Origin of the sequence: Brevibacterium sp. 239c, from assembly GCF_900169365.1 — a bacterium.
Lineage (GTDB): Bacteria > Actinomycetota > Actinomycetes > Actinomycetales > Brevibacteriaceae > Brevibacterium.
Genome location: NZ_FXZH01000002.1, coordinates 271,134 through 288,692 on the forward strand (window position 1 = coordinate 271,134; position 17,559 = coordinate 288,692).

The 17,559-nt window shown below is 62.3% G+C and carries 16 protein-coding genes; 9 read left to right on the forward strand and 7 right to left on the reverse strand.

The window, feature by feature from the left end; genetic code table 11:
• Positions 1-185: 185 nt before the first annotated feature.
• Positions 186-1,313 carry a LacI family DNA-binding transcriptional regulator gene (locus BSP239C_RS03055; protein WP_101570135.1) on the reverse strand — a complete coding sequence of 376 codons (1,128 nt, stop codon included), beginning with the start codon at positions 1,311-1,313 and terminating at the stop codon, positions 186-188.
• Between the two features lie 31 nt (positions 1,314-1,344).
• Here BSP239C_RS03055 and BSP239C_RS03060 point away from each other — a divergent pair, with 31 nt between their 5' ends.
• The 4 genes from BSP239C_RS03060 (at position 1,345) to BSP239C_RS03075 (ending at position 5,964) form a co-directional block, all read left to right on the forward strand.
• Entirely contained in the window at positions 1,345-2,862 is a 1,518-nt protein-coding gene (locus tag BSP239C_RS03060; protein WP_308298053.1) for an APC family permease, read from the forward strand.
• Positions 2,859-4,499, forward strand: a complete 1,641-nt coding sequence (locus BSP239C_RS03065; RefSeq protein WP_101570136.1) for an amidohydrolase — start codon at positions 2,859-2,861, stop codon at positions 4,497-4,499. The genes BSP239C_RS03060 and BSP239C_RS03065 overlap by 4 nt, the downstream gene beginning before the upstream one ends.
• A gap of 92 nt (positions 4,500-4,591) precedes the next feature.
• On the forward strand, positions 4,592-5,143 hold the full coding sequence (locus BSP239C_RS03070) for a dihydrofolate reductase family protein (RefSeq protein ID WP_101570137.1): 552 nt from the start codon (positions 4,592-4,594) through the stop codon (positions 5,141-5,143).
• A 62-nt stretch (positions 5,144-5,205) separates the two neighbouring features.
• Entirely contained in the window at positions 5,206-5,964 is a 759-nt protein-coding gene (locus tag BSP239C_RS03075) for an HpcH/HpaI aldolase/citrate lyase family protein (protein ID WP_180958903.1), read from the forward strand.
• Here the strand turns inward: BSP239C_RS03075 and BSP239C_RS03080 are convergent.
• Complete coding sequence (locus tag BSP239C_RS03080) at positions 5,961-7,514, reverse strand: PucR family transcriptional regulator (RefSeq protein ID WP_101570138.1); 1,554 nt, start codon at positions 7,512-7,514, stop codon at positions 5,961-5,963. The two genes, BSP239C_RS03075 and BSP239C_RS03080, sit on opposite strands and share 4 nt — an antisense overlap.
• 113 nt (positions 7,515-7,627) lie before the next feature.
• Between BSP239C_RS03080 and pxpA the strand changes: the two genes are divergently transcribed.
• The 5 genes from pxpA (at position 7,628) to BSP239C_RS03105 (ending at position 11,937) form a co-directional block, all read left to right on the forward strand.
• Positions 7,628-8,359, forward strand: a complete 732-nt coding sequence (gene pxpA, locus BSP239C_RS03085; RefSeq protein ID WP_101570139.1) for a 5-oxoprolinase subunit PxpA — start codon at positions 7,628-7,630, stop codon at positions 8,357-8,359.
• A 105-nt stretch (positions 8,360-8,464) separates the two neighbouring features.
• Positions 8,465-8,704, forward strand: a complete 240-nt coding sequence (locus BSP239C_RS03090; protein ID WP_101570140.1) for an acetyl-CoA carboxylase — start codon at positions 8,465-8,467, stop codon at positions 8,702-8,704.
• Positions 8,705-8,715: 11 nt separating this feature from the next.
• Entirely contained in the window at positions 8,716-10,074 is a 1,359-nt protein-coding gene (locus BSP239C_RS03095; protein WP_257930053.1) for an acetyl/propionyl/methylcrotonyl-CoA carboxylase subunit alpha, read from the forward strand.
• Positions 10,071-10,979 (forward strand): allophanate hydrolase subunit 1, encoded by a 909-nt coding sequence (locus BSP239C_RS03100; RefSeq protein ID WP_101570141.1) that lies wholly within the window; start codon positions 10,071-10,073, stop codon positions 10,977-10,979. The genes BSP239C_RS03095 and BSP239C_RS03100 overlap by 4 nt, the downstream gene beginning before the upstream one ends.
• Positions 10,969-11,937, forward strand: coding sequence for a biotin-dependent carboxyltransferase family protein (locus BSP239C_RS03105; RefSeq protein ID WP_101570142.1), 969 nt, complete (start codon positions 10,969-10,971; stop codon positions 11,935-11,937). Before BSP239C_RS03100 ends, BSP239C_RS03105 begins: the two co-directional genes overlap by 11 nt.
• A gap of 90 nt (positions 11,938-12,027) precedes the next feature.
• Here BSP239C_RS03105 and BSP239C_RS03110 read toward each other — a convergent pair whose 3' ends face one another.
• The 5 genes from BSP239C_RS03110 to BSP239C_RS03130 all read right to left on the reverse strand — a co-directional run bounded on the left by BSP239C_RS03110 (position 12,028) and on the right by BSP239C_RS03130 (position 17,516).
• Positions 12,028-13,146, reverse strand: coding sequence for an alcohol dehydrogenase catalytic domain-containing protein (locus tag BSP239C_RS03110; RefSeq protein ID WP_101570143.1), 1,119 nt, complete (start codon positions 13,144-13,146; stop codon positions 12,028-12,030).
• Positions 13,143-13,844 carry a phosphonatase-like hydrolase gene (locus tag BSP239C_RS03115; protein ID WP_101570144.1) on the reverse strand — a complete coding sequence of 234 codons (702 nt, stop codon included), beginning with the start codon at positions 13,842-13,844 and terminating at the stop codon, positions 13,143-13,145. Before BSP239C_RS03115 ends, BSP239C_RS03110 begins: the two co-directional genes overlap by 4 nt.
• Before the next feature lie 113 nt (positions 13,845-13,957).
• Entirely contained in the window at positions 13,958-15,637 is a 1,680-nt protein-coding gene (phnE, locus tag BSP239C_RS03120) for a phosphonate ABC transporter, permease protein PhnE (protein WP_101570145.1), read from the reverse strand.
• Positions 15,637-16,533, reverse strand: coding sequence for a phosphonate ABC transporter ATP-binding protein (gene phnC, locus BSP239C_RS03125; protein ID WP_101570146.1), 897 nt, complete (start codon positions 16,531-16,533; stop codon positions 15,637-15,639). Before phnC ends, phnE begins: the two co-directional genes overlap by 1 nt.
• Positions 16,534-16,544: 11 nt before the next feature.
• On the reverse strand, positions 16,545-17,516 hold the full coding sequence (locus tag BSP239C_RS03130) for a phosphate/phosphite/phosphonate ABC transporter substrate-binding protein (RefSeq protein ID WP_101570224.1): 972 nt from the start codon (positions 17,514-17,516) through the stop codon (positions 16,545-16,547).
• Positions 17,517-17,559: the final 43 nt, after the last annotated feature.

Sequence of the window (17,559 nt, forward strand, 5' to 3'; positions counted from 1 at the left end):
GCCTAAAGGTGGGGCGGAGACGGCGAGGTGCCAGGCGAAGTTTGGGGCGGTGACTGTATCTGGTGGTTGGGCTGGCAATTGAGCGGGAACAGAAGTGCGATCTGAGGCTCGGATATCGGACTTCTGTTCCCGCGAATTTGGCGGCGGGTTCGCGTTACATGGCCCTGGGTGGCGCTCACTCTGGGTCAGTGACCTTTGAGATGCAAGGGGCCGGCGGTTGAGGCACGGTGGATGACCTTGGTGTCGACCACCTCGGCGAGCTGGACTTCTCGGGGCGAGTCGAGCGAATGTGAGGAGTCCGCAGGTGGACCCGAGGTCTCCAGGGCTTTGGAGAGCAGATTCATGCAGGCACGGCCGAACTCTCGGGGGCGCAGGTCGACTGCGGTCACCGGCGGATCCATGTAGCCGAGGACTGGGGAGTCGACCGCTGCGGCAACGAGCAGGTCGGCGCCGAGCCTGCGGCCATGGTTCGCGGCAGAGGTGAGGACGGTGAGCACGGATCCATCGGTAAGAGCCAGAATCGCATCGACGTCCCCGGAATCGAGCAGTCTCTTCGTCGCCTGCCGCGTTGCTTCGGCCATCCCTTCCAGTGAGGCGGTCTCGACGCGTGCTTCGACTTCATTCTCGGCGCACCACTGTTGGTAAGCGTCCTCGACGGCCATAGACCACGACATTCGCTCCTCGGGAGCGATGATGGCGGGTGCGCGTGCTCCCGCCGCAGCGAAGGCGTCGAGGACCTCCCGTGTCGAGGCGATATGATCCGAGGTCACGGTGCCGGCCACGGCAGAGGTGCCGACCACCGCAGGGGTGCTGACCATTTCAGGAGTGCCAGCCACCTTGGTAGTGGCCGGAGGCATCGGCGAGGAGAGCTTCTGAGGCATCTGCTCGCCGCTGATGACGGGCAGGCCGAGTTCGAGCAGCCGCGGGACGATAGGGTCACCGAGCGTCGGGTCGAGGACGATGATCCCATCGGCGCGAAGGTGCTCGGCCGCTGTCGCGGTGTGGGGGACGATCGTGACGGTGTGACCAGATGCTTCTGCTTCATCGACGATGCCGAAGGTCGCCTCCATGTAATAGCTGAGTGCGCTCACGTCCTTCGGCGAATACACCGCAACGATCCCGGTCCGTGAGGAGCGCAGGTTCTGAGCCGTTCGGTTCGGCGAGTAGCCGAGCTCGGCAGCGATGGAGAGCACCTTCGAACGGGTCGCCTCAGAGACGCCGGGACGACCGGAGAGTGCGAATGATGCCGCTGACCTGGACACCTGCGCCTGGTCAGCAACCTGCTGCAGGGTCACTGGCCGCGAAGTTGTCATGAGCCGACCGTAGCAGAATCTTCAATCACTGTTGCGCACATCACTAAACCGATTTAGTATTAAGGTCGACGCCGGCGCCGAGGTGGTCCTCTACGGATCCGATCCGGCGCCGACCCAGACGCAGTACGACTCGAAGGAGAGCACCGTGGCTCAGGAATCGCCCCCACAGTTGAGACGAGCCCTCGGGCTCGTCGGACTCACTCTCTTCGGACTGTCCTACATGGCAGTCGCCACGGTGTTCACCACCTACGGAATCGTCAACCAGGTCACCGACGGGCACCTTCCGCTGGCCTACGTCGTCGCGCTCATCACCATGATCTTCACAGCCCTGAGCTATGCAGCGATGGTGCACCGATTTCCAGTCGCAGGCTCGGCCTACACCTTCGTCCAGCAGTCATTCGGTGGCACAGCCGGATTCCTCACCGGCTGGCTCTTGCTGCTCGACTACCTCTTCATCCCGATGATCAACTTCATGATCCTCGGCCTCTACGTCGGCACCCAGTTCCCGAGCATCCCCACTCAGGTGTTCTCCTTGGCTGCTGTGATCATCATCTATGTCTTCAACGTGCTCGGCATCAAGATGGCCAACCGCTTCAACATCGCCACCATTGCAATCTCCGTGGCCACGGTCATCGTGTTCGCGATCCTCGCGCTGAAGACTGCCATCAACGACCCCTCGGCACCCGGACTCCTCGAACCCTTCACCTTCGGTGCCGAGGGCTTCAGTCCGATCCTCACTGGCGCCGGCATCCTCGCATTGTCGTTCCTCGGCTTCGACGCCGTGTCTACGCTGTCCGAAGAAGCCAAGCACCCTAAGCGTGATATCCCGCGCGCCATCATCCTCACCACACTGCTGGGCGGGGGCATCTTCATCCTCGTGTCCTGGGTGGGTGCGCTTGCCTACCATCCCGACGACTGGAGCAGCGTCCCGCAGCAGCTCCTCGACGCGGCTGGTGTGGTCCTCGCCGATCACGTCGGTGGACAGGCACTTGCGATCGTCATGGTCATCTCCTCGATCGCCGGCTGCCTGGGTTCCGGACTGGCCGGGCAAGTATCGGTGTCACGGATCCTGTACTCCATGGGCCGCGACGGCACTCTGCCCAGAGTTCTGGGCAAGCTGTCACCACGTTTCAAGACCCCGGCAGTGGCGACCACCGCAGTCTCGATTGTGGCTTTGTCCTGCCTGTTCCTATCCCTCGACCAGGCCGCGTTCATGATCAGCTTCGGTGCGCTCGCCGCCTTCAGCATGGTCAACCTCTCCGTCATCCGCGCCTACATCTTCCCCGCGTCCGGCGAGGCATATCGGAGTCCATGGGGCATCATCCGTTTTGGGGTCATGCCGCTCATCGGCTTCGGACTCAGCATCTGGCTGTGGACATCGCTGGAGCCCTTCACCTGGGTGATCGGTGGCATCTGGGCCGTGATCGGTGTGGCGATCCTGCTGTTCAGGACCAGCTTCTTCCGTCGTCCGGTGCCGATCTTGAATTTTGCCGAAGACGACCCGAGCGACAGCGTAGAAACACCAATGACGAAAGAGGAGCAGAAGTGACAGCAGGAACGCTTCCGGAGATCATCGTCCGCGCAGACAATGTGCACACGATGAACCCGGCTGCAGGCAACGACAGCGAGAACGACGCCTGCGAACGTGTCTCGGCGATTGCTGTGGCAGGCGGACTCATCACGGCGATGGGCACACGGTCTGAGATCGAGGATCTGGCCACCTCGGCGACTGAGATCATCGACGTTCCGGGGACGATCGTGCCCGGCTTCACCGATGCGCATGCTCACCCGATCATGAGCCTGTCGATGACCCGAGGTGCCGATCTCTCCTTCTGCAGAGACCAAGACCAGGTCGCTGAGGCGCTCCGGGAGGAGGCCGCCGGCCGGGATCCGGATGAGTGGGTGCTGGGCTGGGGGCTCGACCCCAATGTCTTCGCTGATGAGGCCATCACGAATGCTCTTGTTCACCGTGTTCTCGGCGCCGAGAAGAAGACCTTCCTGTCCCTCTTCGACGCTCACTCGGCAATCGCTTCCGGAGCTGCACTGGCGGAAGCCGGCATCGCCGAGGCGCGAAGCTATCCCGGAAATTCCTCGGTTGTAGTCGATGAGTCGGGGAGCCCCACAGGGCATCTGCTGGAATTCGGGGCAATGGAGGAGATTCGCTCGGTCATCCCCGCACTGAGCTTCAATGAGCAGGTAGATGCCCTGAATGACCTGCTGAAGGCGATGGCGGCACAGGGGATTGCCGCCATGCACGTGATGGACATGAACGACCCGGACACGTTCGAGCTGCTCGCCGCCGCCGAGGTGAGAGGGCCGTTGCCGGTGAAACTGAGGCTTTCGCCCTGGTGCGCTCCGACAACGACCGACGCCGAGCTTGCCAAGCTCATTGAGTCCCAGGGCGAGGGCGGCGACCGCTGGCACATCGGGGGAGCGAAGCTCTTCATCGACGGCACCGTCGAAGGCGGAACCGCCTGGCTCGAAACGCCTGACTCCAAAGGAGAGTCGACCACCTCGGCGTGGGGCGCCACCGAGGACTACGCCGCACGCGTGCGCGAACTCAACGCGGCAGGAGTGCCCACCGCGACCCACGCGATCGGAGAGCGCGGAATCCGCGAGGTCGTCGAAACGCTGGCGGCACTGCCCGACACCGGAGTGCAACACCGCATCGAGCACATCGAATCAGTGCCCAAGGACATCATCAACCAGCTGGGCGCGGCGGGAATCGCTGCGAGCATGCAGCCGACTCACTGCACCCACTACACGGCCGCCGACGGCAGCGACGACTGGTCGCAGCGCCTCGGAGAGGTGCGCGCCGCCCGTGCGTGGTGCACCCGCGACGTCATCGACGCTGGGGGAGTGCTGGCATTGGGTTCGGACTACCCGGTCGCCCCGTTTGCGGCACTGCCGATCATGGCCGACGCCCAACTGCGCCGCCCGGTCGAGGACGCCGGCGTTGCTCCTGTGCTGCCGGAACAGGGGCTGAGTCCCGCCGAGGTGCTGGCCGGGTACACGACCGAGCCATATGCCGCGATCGGAGAAGAAGCCGGGTACCTTGCCGTGGGAGGACCGGCAACCTTCACGGTCCTCGACGTCGACCCACTCGCCGTCGACCCAGAAGAGTTGGGGCAGGGCCGGGTATTGCTGACGGTCTCCGACGGGGTCATCACGCACCGCCAGGACTGATTTGGGGCGGTTCGTGCTGGTCAACGAAGTGAGCATCCGTAAGGTAGTGGAGGACATCCCCGAACCTCGGGCGCCGAAGAGGGAGACTCACCTTGCCACGCACCGTCTACTACACTGTGACGACTCTGGACGGGTACATTGCGGATCCAAGTGACTCCCTCGATTGGCTGCTGAGGCAGCCCAGCGATGAGACTGATGACACCTTCTTTGCTGGCATCGGAGCGACGGTCATGGGCGCGACGACCTATGAATGGCTGCTGCGCAATCTTGAGGGGCCATGGCCGTACTCCATGCCGACCTGGGTGATGACCCATCGGGAACTGCCGATGCCCTCGAAGGACGAGGACTCTGAGGATCCCGACATCCGTTTTGCAAAAGGCTCGGTCGCGGATCACTACGTGGAGATGTGCATGGCGACAGGCGACCATGACCTGTGGATCATGGGCGGCGGTGACCTGGCCGGACAGTTCGTCGACGAGGGGCTCCTCGATGAGATCATCACCTGGACAGCGCCGGTGACCCTGGGATCAGGACGTCCGCTGCTGCCACGCCGACTGGATCTTGAACTCCTCGAAGTGGATCGAAAGGGACCGTTCGTGGTGTCGCGGCACAAGGTCATCGGGGCACTGGCAGAGGACCAGTAGGGGGTTCATCCGGATGCCGGGCATCCCTGGCAACGGCGAGCCGCGTGTGATTCGATGCACATATGACTGAAGCACTGGAAACGCACCGCGCTCGCCTCGCCGCCGGAGAGATCTACAACGGACTCTGGATGATGTCGACGAGCCAGGAGCTCGCGAAGATCGGATCGGCCGTCGGCTACGACTACGTGTGTCTCGACATGCAGCACGGCTTCGCCCGCCCGACTGACGTTCTGCGCCTGACCGATGCCATCCGGGCCAGTGGATCCGCCCTGGTGACGGCTCGAGTCTCTGCGAACCGCTTCACCGAGATCGGCATGCTCGCCGACGCCGGCGTCGAAGCCGTCATCGTGCCGCTCGTGTCCACGGTCGCCGAGGCCGAAGCTGCCGTTTCCGCACTCGACTACCCTAGCCGCGGCGGCGACCGCTCCTGGGGTCCGACCGCTGAACTCATGCACGACGCGGTCCAGGACACCCGTGACGAGCGCCCTCTGCTCTTCGTGATGATCGAGAACAAGGAAGGTCTGGCGAACGTCGAGAAAATCTGCGAAGTTCCCGGAATCGACGGCGTCTACGTCGGACCTGCTGATCTCGCATTCGCAGTCGACGCACTTCCTGGTCAGCCAAATGATGCCCACGCCGAGGCGGTCGCCCGGATCCGCACGGCAGCTGACGCAGCCGGCGTCATACCTGGCATCCACTGCGGTGATGGTGCGGAAGCCAAAACTCGCAAAGAACAAGGGTTCCGCTTCATCACCTCGGCGGGAGATATCGGTGCCGCTGGACGTGCTTTCCGCGAGGATCTGGAGACGGCTCGGGGCTAGGGATTGAGGGACGCTAAGGCGAGAGCGCACATGCTGCGATCTCGTCCGTTGGAGAGATCAATACCCAACTTGTTCTCGAGCTCAGCACGACGGTAACGGGCAGTGTTTCGGTGGATCCTCAGCGCGGCCGCGGCCTGCGCCACCGACGTTGTCTCGATGAAGGCGGCCAAGGATTCGAGCAGAGCTTGCGAGTCCGGGGCAGTGAGGACAGGCCTGAGCACTGCTGCGGAGATGGCCGAGGAATAGGACATGGGGATGAGTGCGACGACATCTGAGAGTTCGGGCGGCCCTGTGAAACGAACACCTTGGTCTGTTGCAGGGCGATTGCGCCTCGCCGAATAGATGGCCGTGAAGAGACTCAGCTCCGAAATGTGTTCCAGCGGTTCGCTGATGTACATGCTGTCGCCGGCCTCTGCATTGACCGTCTGTGGGATTTGGTCGAGGTACGGTTCCTGACTGGCCCCGTCACCCATCTCCGGACAGACCGTCTCCGAGCGGAGTCCGGTGCGTGGTGCGATGAGGACTAGAACGGAGTTCGTCAGATCCATGGGAATCGCTGTCGCAGTGGTTTCCACCAGTTCGGTGAGCCTCCAGGCCAGCATGTGGAGCCGGATGGGGGAGTTGGCACGGATGCTGATGAGACGCAGTCCCACGGTCGAATCGATGCCGTGGTCATGCAATGCCTGCTTGATCGCTCCGTCTGCCTGTTCGTCAGTGCGCTGCAGGGCAGTCAGCAGACCTGCTGAATCACCGGAGGCCCACAGGCCTGAACTCAGATTGTGCGACAGGGTCATTCCCAGGACGGCGGCGGCAGGAGACAGCACCGTCCGCAGCCGGCTGATGTGAGTGTTCGCTCGGCGGCCGCTGCCACCACGGTTCTGTCCTTGCAGAGTTCTGTCATTCGGCAGGCATTCCAGTTCCCACCGGTCCCCGTCTCCTACGCTGAGAGGCAGTGAGAACGTGCCCTGTCCGAGAGCCCAAGCATCGTCCGTGACGTCATGTCCGCCCAGAGCGAAGACTGCTTGAGCATCGTCGACAACCCTGAGTGCAACGCTGGTGCGCTCTGCGACGTGGTCGAGGAGCTTACCGAATGATGCCCCTTGGGTGGCGAGATCGGTGCATTCCTCAGCGATGCTCCATGCCTGGTGAGAAGCCTGGAATTCTTCCTCTGCCAGTGCTCTGACCACCAGGTTCTGCAGCTGCAGGAAGGGAACATCCCCCGGCACGATGAGAATCGGCAGTTTGTGGTCGCGGGCAGCCGCCAGCAGTCCATGAGGGACTGAGATGTGCGGTTTGCCCACCCCGAATGCCAGGGCAGGAACGCCCGCGGAAACCAGCCTTTCGATGTATGCGTCCCAGATCCTCGGATCATCGAAATTCAGTGCCATTCCGGTCGTGAGGATCAGAGTTCCCGGACTCAGATATGCGGCAGGATCAATGGACTCTGTCGCCACAGCTGAGATGATCGGAGACTCGAGCTCGATGTGATGGCTGGGTGTCGCCAACTCCAATCGGAGCTGAGGATCTGTGATGAGGTCGAGGATGCGCATAGCGACAACTTACGAGAAATAGTGCAAAATGCACAACGAAGATGCCGATATTTCATCCATCTGGTGAGGCCCATCACTCCGCACTTCCCTAGGCTGAGAGTCGGAGGTGCATAATGACAATCACAATCAATGCAGATTTGGGCGAGGGCCTCGGGCTGCATGAATTCGGCAATGACGCTCAGCTGATGGAGCTCATCGACGTGGCAAACGTGGCGTGCGGATTCCACGCCGCGGATCCTCATATCATGAACCGCACCGTCGAACTGGCCGCAGCCAATAATGTCATGGTCGGCGCCCATCCCGGGCTGCCGGATTTGGCGGGCTTCGGTCGGCGAGAGATGTCGATGAGCGCAGCAGAGGTAGAGGACATCGTGACCTACCAGGTCGGTGCCCTCAGCGCGTTCCTGACACGGTACGGACTTGCGCTCAGCCACATCAAGCCGCACGGTGCCCTGTACGGAATGATCTCCAGGGAGGCGGACCTCATGGCTGCGGTTGCACGTGTCGCGAAGGTCCACGGCGTGCCGATCTTCGGCCTGGCCAACACTCTTCACAAACAGGTGTGTGATGAGGTCGGAGTGCCATTCGTCGGTGAGATCTACGTCGATCTCGGCTACGACGGCGAGGGGAAATTGGTCATCGAGCGATCACCCAAACCCGCTGAACCCAGCGCTGCTGCTGACCGCATCACGTCCGCTCTGACGACAGGGACGATCGTAGCCAACGATGGCAACACGCTTCCGATCGAATTCGACAGTGTGTGCGTTCACTCCGACCCCTCAAACGCCGCCGAGGTGGTGCGCGCCGTTCGTGCGGCGATCAACTCGGCTGAATCGGGCAAGTGACTTCAACCGCCTCACTCAGCGACTACCGGCGGCACACCTGAGTGCCAAGCTCGACCACTGTCCGAGGACCACCTGGGTCAGTGCCAATCAATCAAAGGATGAATAATGGCAGACATCATTTCCACGCTTCCCGGAATCTTCTACCGCAAGCCGGCTCCGGGGAAAGACGATTTCGTCTCCGTCGGTGACGCAGTCGAGGTCGGTCAGACCGTCGGCATCGTTGAGATCATGAAGCAGTTCAGTGAGGTCAAAGCAGACGTCGCTGGCACAGTCCGTGAGTTCAAGGTGGACAACGAAGGCATGGTCAACCCTGGCGATGTCATCGCAGTCATTGACGAAGCCTGAGTCAGGAGGACATGAAAATGCACAGGCTATTCATCGCCAATCGCGGCGAAATCGCAGCACGCATCATCAAAACCGCCCAGGCCTTGGGTGTGGAAACCGTCCTGGCAGTCAGCGAGGCTGACACCCGATCGCTAGCCACCGAGCTGGCAGACAAGACAACTCTCGTCGGACCCGCACCAGCCACCGCGTCCTACCTCAACAAGGACGCAGTGCTCAAAGCCGCCGTCGAGTCCAAAGCGGACGCACTTCACCCGGGATTCGGATTCCTCTCCGAAAACGCTGAATTCGCCCAGATGGTCATCGACGCTGGAATCACCTGGGTGGGCCCGGTCCCCGAATCGATCAGACTGATGGGAAACAAGGCCCAGGCAAGGAACGCAGCAGTAGCTGCTGGTGTGCCGACTCTGAAAGGGTCGGAAGGTGTCTTGGACCCGGACGGCGACACTCGTGCGCTGGCGGAAGACATCGGCTTTCCCCTCGTCGTCAAAGCCTCTGCCGGCGGTGGAGGGCGCGGAATCCGACTTGTCGAGTCAGCGGACGAGCTTCTCGAAACCATCGACATCGCTCGGGCAGAAGCCGGCGCAGCATTCGGCGACGACGCACTGTACATGGAACGATTCGTCACCCACGCTCGTCACGTCGAAGTCCAGATCCTCGGTGATGGAAACACCTACATCCACCTCGGCGATCGCGACTGTTCGATGCAGAGGCGACAGCAGAAGGTCATCGAAGAAGCCCCAGCACCGAGCATTCCGGAACATGTGCGCGAGGTGATCCATAGCTCGTCGGTCGAACTGGCCCGGCGCACAGGCTATAAGGGCGCTGGGACTGTGGAGTTTCTCTACGACCCAGCACAGGAGACCGCTGCGTTCATCGAGATGAACACGCGGCTGCAGGTTGAACACCCGGTCACCGAGTTCATCACCGGCATCGATATCGTCGCCGAGCAACTCCGCATCGCTGACGGAAAGGGACTGTCGCTGACCCAGGACGATGTCTCCTTCGACGGACACGCGATCGAAGTTCGTGTCAACGCCGAGGACCCGGCGAACAACTTCATGCCCTCGCCAGGCACAATCACCGGACTGCACTGGCCGACCGGTGGTGGAATCCGTGTAGACACGGGATTCGCGCAAGGCGGAGTCGTAGCACCCTTCTACGATTCGATGCTCGCGAAGCTCATCGTTCACGCCCCAGATAGGGCATCGGCAATCGAGAAGATGAGCAGCGCACTCTCGGAATTGGAGATCACCGGAGTGAAGACGACGGTTCCATTGCTTCGGCTGTTGATCGAACGCAGCGAGTTCGCCAGCGTCGAGCACTATTCCGCATTCATTGAAAACACCGATCTGGAAATGGAGAAGCTATGACAACGAAGTCCACCACCACGCTTCCAGAGGCGAGGTACACCTTCGGCGGGGATGAGTTCCTCTTCGTCGAAATCTCGGAAGAGATGAGCCTCGAGGCAAACTTTCGGGCCATGCTCATCGGCAGAGGGCTTGCGGAGAAGAAACTCGACGGAATCATCGAGCTGTGCCCGGCGAACGCCTCGCTGCTCGTTCGATTTGATCCCGATGTCATCGCTCCGAACTCACTGGAGACGATCATCCGCGACATCGAGGAAGGTGTCGTTCACTCCGACACGACAACCCTGGAGACTCGGATCGTCGAAGTCCCCGTCTGGTATTCGGATCCGTTCACGGCCGAAGTCGTCGAGAGATTCCGCGAGGGCTACCACCAAAATCCCAGCGGCACCGACCTCGACTATGCAGCGGCAGTGAACGAGCTCGAAAGTGCAGAAGCATTCATTGAGGCCCACCATTCCTCACCATGGTTGGTCACGATGGTCGGATTCGTCGCCGGACTGCCATTCATGTACCAACTTGTGGACCGCGAGCACCAACTCCAGGTTCCGAAATACCTGACACCTCGCACCGATACTCCCAAACTCACGATCGGGCACGGTGGATGCTTCTGCGCGCTCTATTCGGTACGCGGTGCAGGTGGATACCAGATGTTCGGAGTTGCCGCGGCGCCCATCTTCGATCCGCAGCAGCAGGGACCGGACTTTGCTGACTTTATGATCTTCTTCAAGCCAGGAGACATCGTGAAATTCAGGTCGATCGAAGAGGCCGAATACTACGAGATTCAGGAACAGGTGGAGCAGGGTACCTTCTCCTTCAAACAGACTCCGGTGACCTTCGATCTGAAGCGAGCTCTGGACGAGGGATCTGCCTACAACAACGTGCTCATGGAGGCGCTCAATGTCGATTGAAGTTCTCACACCAGGGTTGTCCACAACGGTCCAAGATCAGGGGCGCTTCGGCTACTACAACGTGGGGCTTCCGCAAGGCGGTTCCTTGGACGCCTACTCTTCGCAGGCCGCGAATATGCTCGTGGCCAACACCGTCGATGAGGCCGTCCTCGAATGTGCGTACATGGGATCGAACCTCAGCTTCGATGCGGAATCTGTGATCGCTGTGACAGGCGCCGAGGTGAGCATCACGATCAATGGTGAGTCGGCTCCCATGTGGGAGACTCTGACCGTTCCTTCTGGTGGAACAGTCGAATTCGGCATGATGACGCAGGGAGCACGGTTCTACATTGCGGTTCACGGTGGAATCGATGTGCCGGTTGTGCTCGGATCGCGCTCGACCTACCCGCTGGGCAGACTGGGTGGTTTCGACGGTCGAAAGCTCGAAGCCGGTGATGTTCTGCCCGTCGGACCAGCCACCGCAGACTTGAATGCGGTGCCGCAGAAATCGGTGCCCGTCGAGGCACGTCCGGAGTTCTCGAAACAGCAGGAGCTGCGAGTGCTCATGGGACTGTATGATTTTCGGCTGACCGACAAGGGCAAGAGGAACCTGGTCGAGGAAGAGTGGTCACTCACGCCTGTGGCGGATCGGGCAGGGCTTCGGTACAAGGGCCCCGGAGTCGAATGGCGGGAGCGAGAGCAGCCCTTCGGTGCTGGTTCAGATCCGTCCAACATCGTCGACGCCGGCTATTCCGTCGGTTCGATTCAGATTCCTGGTGGTACGCAGCCGATCATTCTGCACCGAGATGCGGTGTCAGGAGGCGGATATGCCATGGTCGGCACCGTCATCAGCGCGGATATGGATGTGGTCGCTCGGGCGACTCCCGGGACGGTCACCCGTTTCGTCGAGGTGACCATGGATGAGGCACTTGCGGCTCGCAAGGTGTACAAGGAGGCGCTGGCAAGCCTCTGGGCCTAGACGAGTCGCTCTCGTCGCTGGATTCTGAATGTGAATACTCATGTGACCTGTCGAACTCGGACTTCCCCTGGTTCGACAGGTCACATGAGTTCACTGCCCGATCTTCACCACGGTTCGCAGCCCCGGACTCGGCTCTGCAAACTCCTGAGCCAGTTCGGCCAGTTCGATCGGGCCGCCGAGGATGTTCTCCCACGGCATGTTCCCGCCGTCAGCAGCCAGGAAGTCGACGGCTTCCTGCAGGTGGTGGGGTTCGAAGTTGTGTACACCGGTGATGGTGCGCCAACCTCGCACGAGCTGTTCGGGGCTGATCTCGATGTTCGGCCCCGGGCTCACGCTTCCGGCGAGAACTGCGGTACCGCCGATTCCCAGGCTGGCAACACAGGTCTCTACGCCCGAGGTGGTGCCGGAGAGCTCGAGAGCAACATCGGCATCCGCAGGCATCTCCTCTTCCACGATCGTGCTCGCTCCGGCGAAGAGAGCAAGGTCCTGGCGCCGCGGCGTCGGGTCAAAGGCGAGCACCTCGGCGGCGCCGCGGGACTGGGAGGCAGCTACCGCGGTGAGCCCCAGCATCCCCAGACCGTTGACGAACACACGCTTTCCCTTCAGATCTCCCGCGGCCTCCACCATCGCCATGACGGTCGCGACGGCGCACCCTGCCGTGGCGGCCACGGCGTCGGGCACCGAATCCGGCACCGGGACGATTGCCACGCCGGCAGGAAGGTGGATGTGTGAGGCGTAGGTGCCGGACAAGGCCCAGCCGCTGTCGGTGGATTCGTGACCGACCTTGGCCACCGACTGACATTTTGCGCTGAGTCCGCGCCTGCAGTTCTCGCACTTCCCGCAGACCGAGGTGACCGAGAAGACCACGCGCTGTCCGAGCGCGATCCCACCCCGCGAATCCTCGACCACGCCGACACCCTCGTGTCCGAGCACCGAGGGGTATGCTCCGGGGCGACGCCCGCGCACGGTGTGCCTATCTGAGCCGCAGACGGTAGCGGTGGTCAGCCGGATGAGGCTCTCACCCTCGGCCAGTTCCTGGAGGACGAAGGGCTGAGTCTCGAACTGATCACCACCGAGCCAGACGACGGCCTGGGCTGTCTCCGCGGGGCCCTCAGCATCCGCCGAGGCCTTCGTACCCGCCGAGGTATCGGCCGGGGAAGCCTCATCCTGAGACTGTGGCTGAACCCGCGTCTGAACCTGCGCCGTCACTGGTTCACCGGAACTGAGGCTGCAATCGGCAGGTCGGCCAGAGCATCGGGGAGCACCGCAACGGACTCGAGCACCAGGTGCGCACCCTCGGCCTCGAAATCGTCCCTGCTCAGGTGCCCGGTGAGCACACCCACCGAGGCCACACCGGCGCGCAGGGCCGACTGCACATCCGCCGAGGTGTCGCCGACGCTGACGACGGCCGCCGTGTCCTCGACACCGAGTTTTTCCATGACGGTCTCGATCATGTGAGGTGCTGGCCGCCCGGCCTCGACCTCATCACCACAGGACGAAGCGTCGAAGGTCTCGCTTTGCTTCCATCCCATGGATGCGAAGATGAGATCGGCGATCTCCCGAGCGAACCCAGTCGTCAGTCCGACCTTGATGCCCTGCTCGCGCAGGGTCGTCAGCGCCTCTTCGATGCCGGGCAGCGGCTTCGGCGGATTGTCGGTATAGGTGCGGCGCAGCTCCTGCCGGAACCATTCCCAGGCCCGCTCATGAAGCTCTGCATCGACTTCGACCCCGCCGAGGCGGAGCAGATTTTCGATCGCCCACTTCTTCTCCGTGCCCATCCACTTCTGGAACACCTCGTCCGAGTAGTCCGCACCTTCACGTTCCGTGGCCTCCCGCAGAACACGGTAGACCTCGTCTCGGTCGTCGATGGTGGTGCTGGCCATGTCGAAGATGGCGAGTTCAATCATGATGTTTCTCCTTCTATCTGGAACACAGTGTGTGGGTTATCAGGAACAGGGTGTGTGAGGCCGAAGTGTGTGGAATAGGGGTATGCAATCGGTTGTGTGAAATGGCCTGGACGTCAGCGAACGACCCTGCGCAGCCACATCGACAGTGCTTCGACTGCGAGGACGACAGCGACCATGAGGATGAGCACCATGGTGACGACGTCGAACTGGTTGACCCGTGAGGCGTTGAGCAGCAGGAATCCGATGCCTCCGGCACCGACGACTCCGAGCAGCGTGGCCGAGCGGATGTTGTTGTCCAGCAGATACATCGTGTGGGCAACGAAGGCCGGGGCCGCCTGGCGCAGCGTGGCGGAGAAGAACACCTGGGCGTCACTGGCACCGGTGGCCCGCATCGCTTCCTGCACCTGGGTGTCGGTCTCCTCCAGGGAATCGGCGATGAGCTTCGAGAGCAGGCCGATCGCGCCGATCGACAGAGCCAGCGTTCCTGCAACCTCACCCAGGCCGGAGATGACGACGAAGATGATCGCGAGGATCAGCTCGGGAATGCCGCGCACAATAACGATGACCACGCGAAAAGTCTGGTGCACATAGGCATTCGCCACGACATTGCGGGCGGCGAGGATGCCGATCGGCAAGGCCAGAACGGCGCCGATGAGAGTGGCCGCGAGCGAGATCTGAACGGTGACCAGCAGCTGTTCGAAGAGGTTGGACATGGACTCGCCGGACGAAGGTGGGAAGAACAGCGCCAAGGTCTTCGGCAGGTCGAGAAGCCCCTGCATGAGCGCCGACCAGGACACATCCACGCGCCACAGGGCCGTAACGGTGAAGACCGCGATCAGTACGACAGAGAGGAAGCGTTTGAGGCGGGCCGAACTCCACGGAGGTGTCAGGTGGAGATCGTTGACCCCGGGCTCGCGGCCGTGGTTGAGCAGGCGATCGACCCACGTGCCGCCGGTGATCCTCTGCCCGGCTGACTTCATCAGCGCAGCGCGGATAGCGCCGGAGAGGAGTTCGATGCCGATGCACAGGAGCAGGACGAGCACCGCGAGAGCCATGCCCCGCTGATAGTCCAGCGTGCGCAGGGAATCAGCGATCGCCAGACCGATGCCTCCGACACCGACGTAACCCAGCAGCACAGAAGTGCGCAGATTGATGTCGAAGCGGTGCAGGGCCGTCGCGATGAGCTGGGGCATCAGCGTCTGGGGGATGGCCGCCATGATCTGCTGAGCACGGCTGCCGCCGAGGGATTCCACGGATTCGCGGGGGCCGTCGTCGAGTTCCTCGATAGCATCGGCGTAGAGCTTGGCGATCATGCCCACCGAATGGATGCCCATGGCGATGATGCCGGCAGTGGCTCCGAGGCCGAACATGCGCAGGAAGATGATCGCGAGCACCAGGTCAGGTACTGCACGTGCCAGCACCGTCAGCCCACGAGCGATCCACTGCGAGGTGACTCCCCAGCGAGTGGCTCGGGCAGCGGCCAGGGCCACCGGGATGGACAGGGCAGCCGAAAGCAGAGTCGCGAGGAAGACGATCGCCAAGGTCTCGAACACCAACGACAGGGTCTCTGCCAACGGTGGGAAGTCGAGAGGGAACATGCGGGCGAAGAAGTCTGCCGCATTGTCGACGGAATCGACGATCGTGCCGATATCGATGCCCAGTGCGCCGACGGACCAGACGCCGCAGATGACCAAGGCGATCATCACGATCGTGGCGGCGATGCGCGACCCGGCCGGACGTGGACGTGCCGGCGCCTCGCGAACCTCGGATGGGGCCTCGATGAGGGTGGACATCAGCGGGTGACACCACTCGACATCGGGGTGCGCACAACACCGGTGGCGGTCGTCGCGGAACCGGGCCCAGCCTCGGCGATGTCCATGCCGGAGACGCTCGAATAGATCGTCGACGCTTCCTCGGCGCTCAGGCCCTGGGTTGTGCGGTCGAGAACCGCCTGACCGCTGCGCAGCCCGATGATCCGATCGGCGAAGTCGATGGCGAGCTGAACCTGGTGAAGTGAGGCGATGACCGTGAGATCGTCCTCCTCGGCGATCTGGCGCAGCAGGTTGATCACGTCGAGTGCGGAGACCGGATCGAGAGAGGCCACAGGCTCATCGGCCAGCAGCACCGTGGGGTGCTGCATGAGCGCCCTGGCGATGGCCACGCGCTGCTGCTGACCTCCCGACAGCGTGTCCGCACGCTGGTAGGCGCGATCGGCCAGGCCGACGCGGTCGAGCTTTTCGATGGCTTCCCGGCGCACGGACTTCGGGTACATCATCAGCGAGATGCGCGGTCCCTTCAACGAGCCGAGCTGTCCTGCGCAGACGTTCTCCAGCACAGACATCGGACCGACGAGGTTGAAGGATTGGAAGATCACGCCGATGTTGCGGCGCAGCTCCCGTAGCCCTCGTTTCCCGACCGAGCCCACGTCCTGGCCCAGGACACGCACCGTGCCCGAGGTGGGGGTGTGCAGACCGTTGATGTGGCGCAGCAACGTCGACTTACCCGATCCCGACAGGCCGAGCAGAACGGTGACCCTGCCGGTGCGGAACCCGATATTGACGTCATCGAGTCCGAGGGCTCCACCGCCGAAATCCTTGGTCACGTGGTCGAGCTGGACCGAGTAGATATCGTCGATCTCTCGCTGGAGCTCAGCGGTCTTGGTGCTGGTGGTGTGTCGATGGATGCTCATGGGTGCTTCTCCTAGCCGATGCTCTTGCAGGCGTCTGCCTTGGTGGCGTCGCAGATGTCGCGGATGGAATCGAAGTCGGAGTCGTCGACCTCGGCGTAGCCGTATTCGATCTCTTCGGGCAGGACGCAGTCATCTTCGGAGGAGCAGACGCCGGCGTCGATCATCGCTGGGATGTTGGCCTTTTCGCGCAGAACAGTGGTGATCTGCTTGGCCAGCTCGGGATCGAGGGATTCGTTGTTGACTGCAATGGGGTCCTCGGTGATCGGGTCGGATTCCCACACGGCCTCCAGGCTGCCCGCCTTCACCTGGTCGGAGTCTTCAAGTGTCTTCAGCATGGTGTCGTGGGCGAAGGCCGCATCGCATTCCCCGGAGTCCAGAGACAGCAGCGAGGCGTCATGGCCACCGGTCAGCGTCTGCTTCATGTCCTTGTCCATGTCGAGGCCCTCGTCCATGATTCCCTTCATCGGCACGAGGTAGCCCGAGGTGGAGGCCTTGTCGACGAAGCAGACGTTCTTGCCCTTGAGGTCGCTCAGACCTTTGATGCCCGAGCCCTTCTTGGCATAGGCAAGCGAGGTGTAGGCCGGGGCCTTGTCGGCGTCGTGAGTCGGAGCCGCGGCAGCGTCCATGTCGATGCCGGAGTCTTTGGCGATGACATAGGCGAAGGGGCCGAATGAGGCCGCATCGATCTGGCCGGCTCGCATCCCTTCGATCACCGCCGCGTAATCGGAGGCGTTCTCGAACTCAACCTTCTTACCGGTCTCCTCTTCCAACAGAGCTGTGACATCGTCGAAGGATGATTCCAGAGTGGAGGAGGACTCGGCCGGGACTGCGGCGAAGGTGATGGTGTCGTCATCGCCGCCGGCCGAGCCGCAGGCGGCGAGCAGGGGAAGTGCGAGTGCTGCGGCCGTGAGAGACCGGACGGTGCGGGCACGCGCAGTGCGAGATCGGATCGGACGGGCGCCGAAGCGTGGGAACAGAGCCATGGGCGGCTTGCCTTTCGAGTGGTCGGGGTGATCGTTTGGTTTC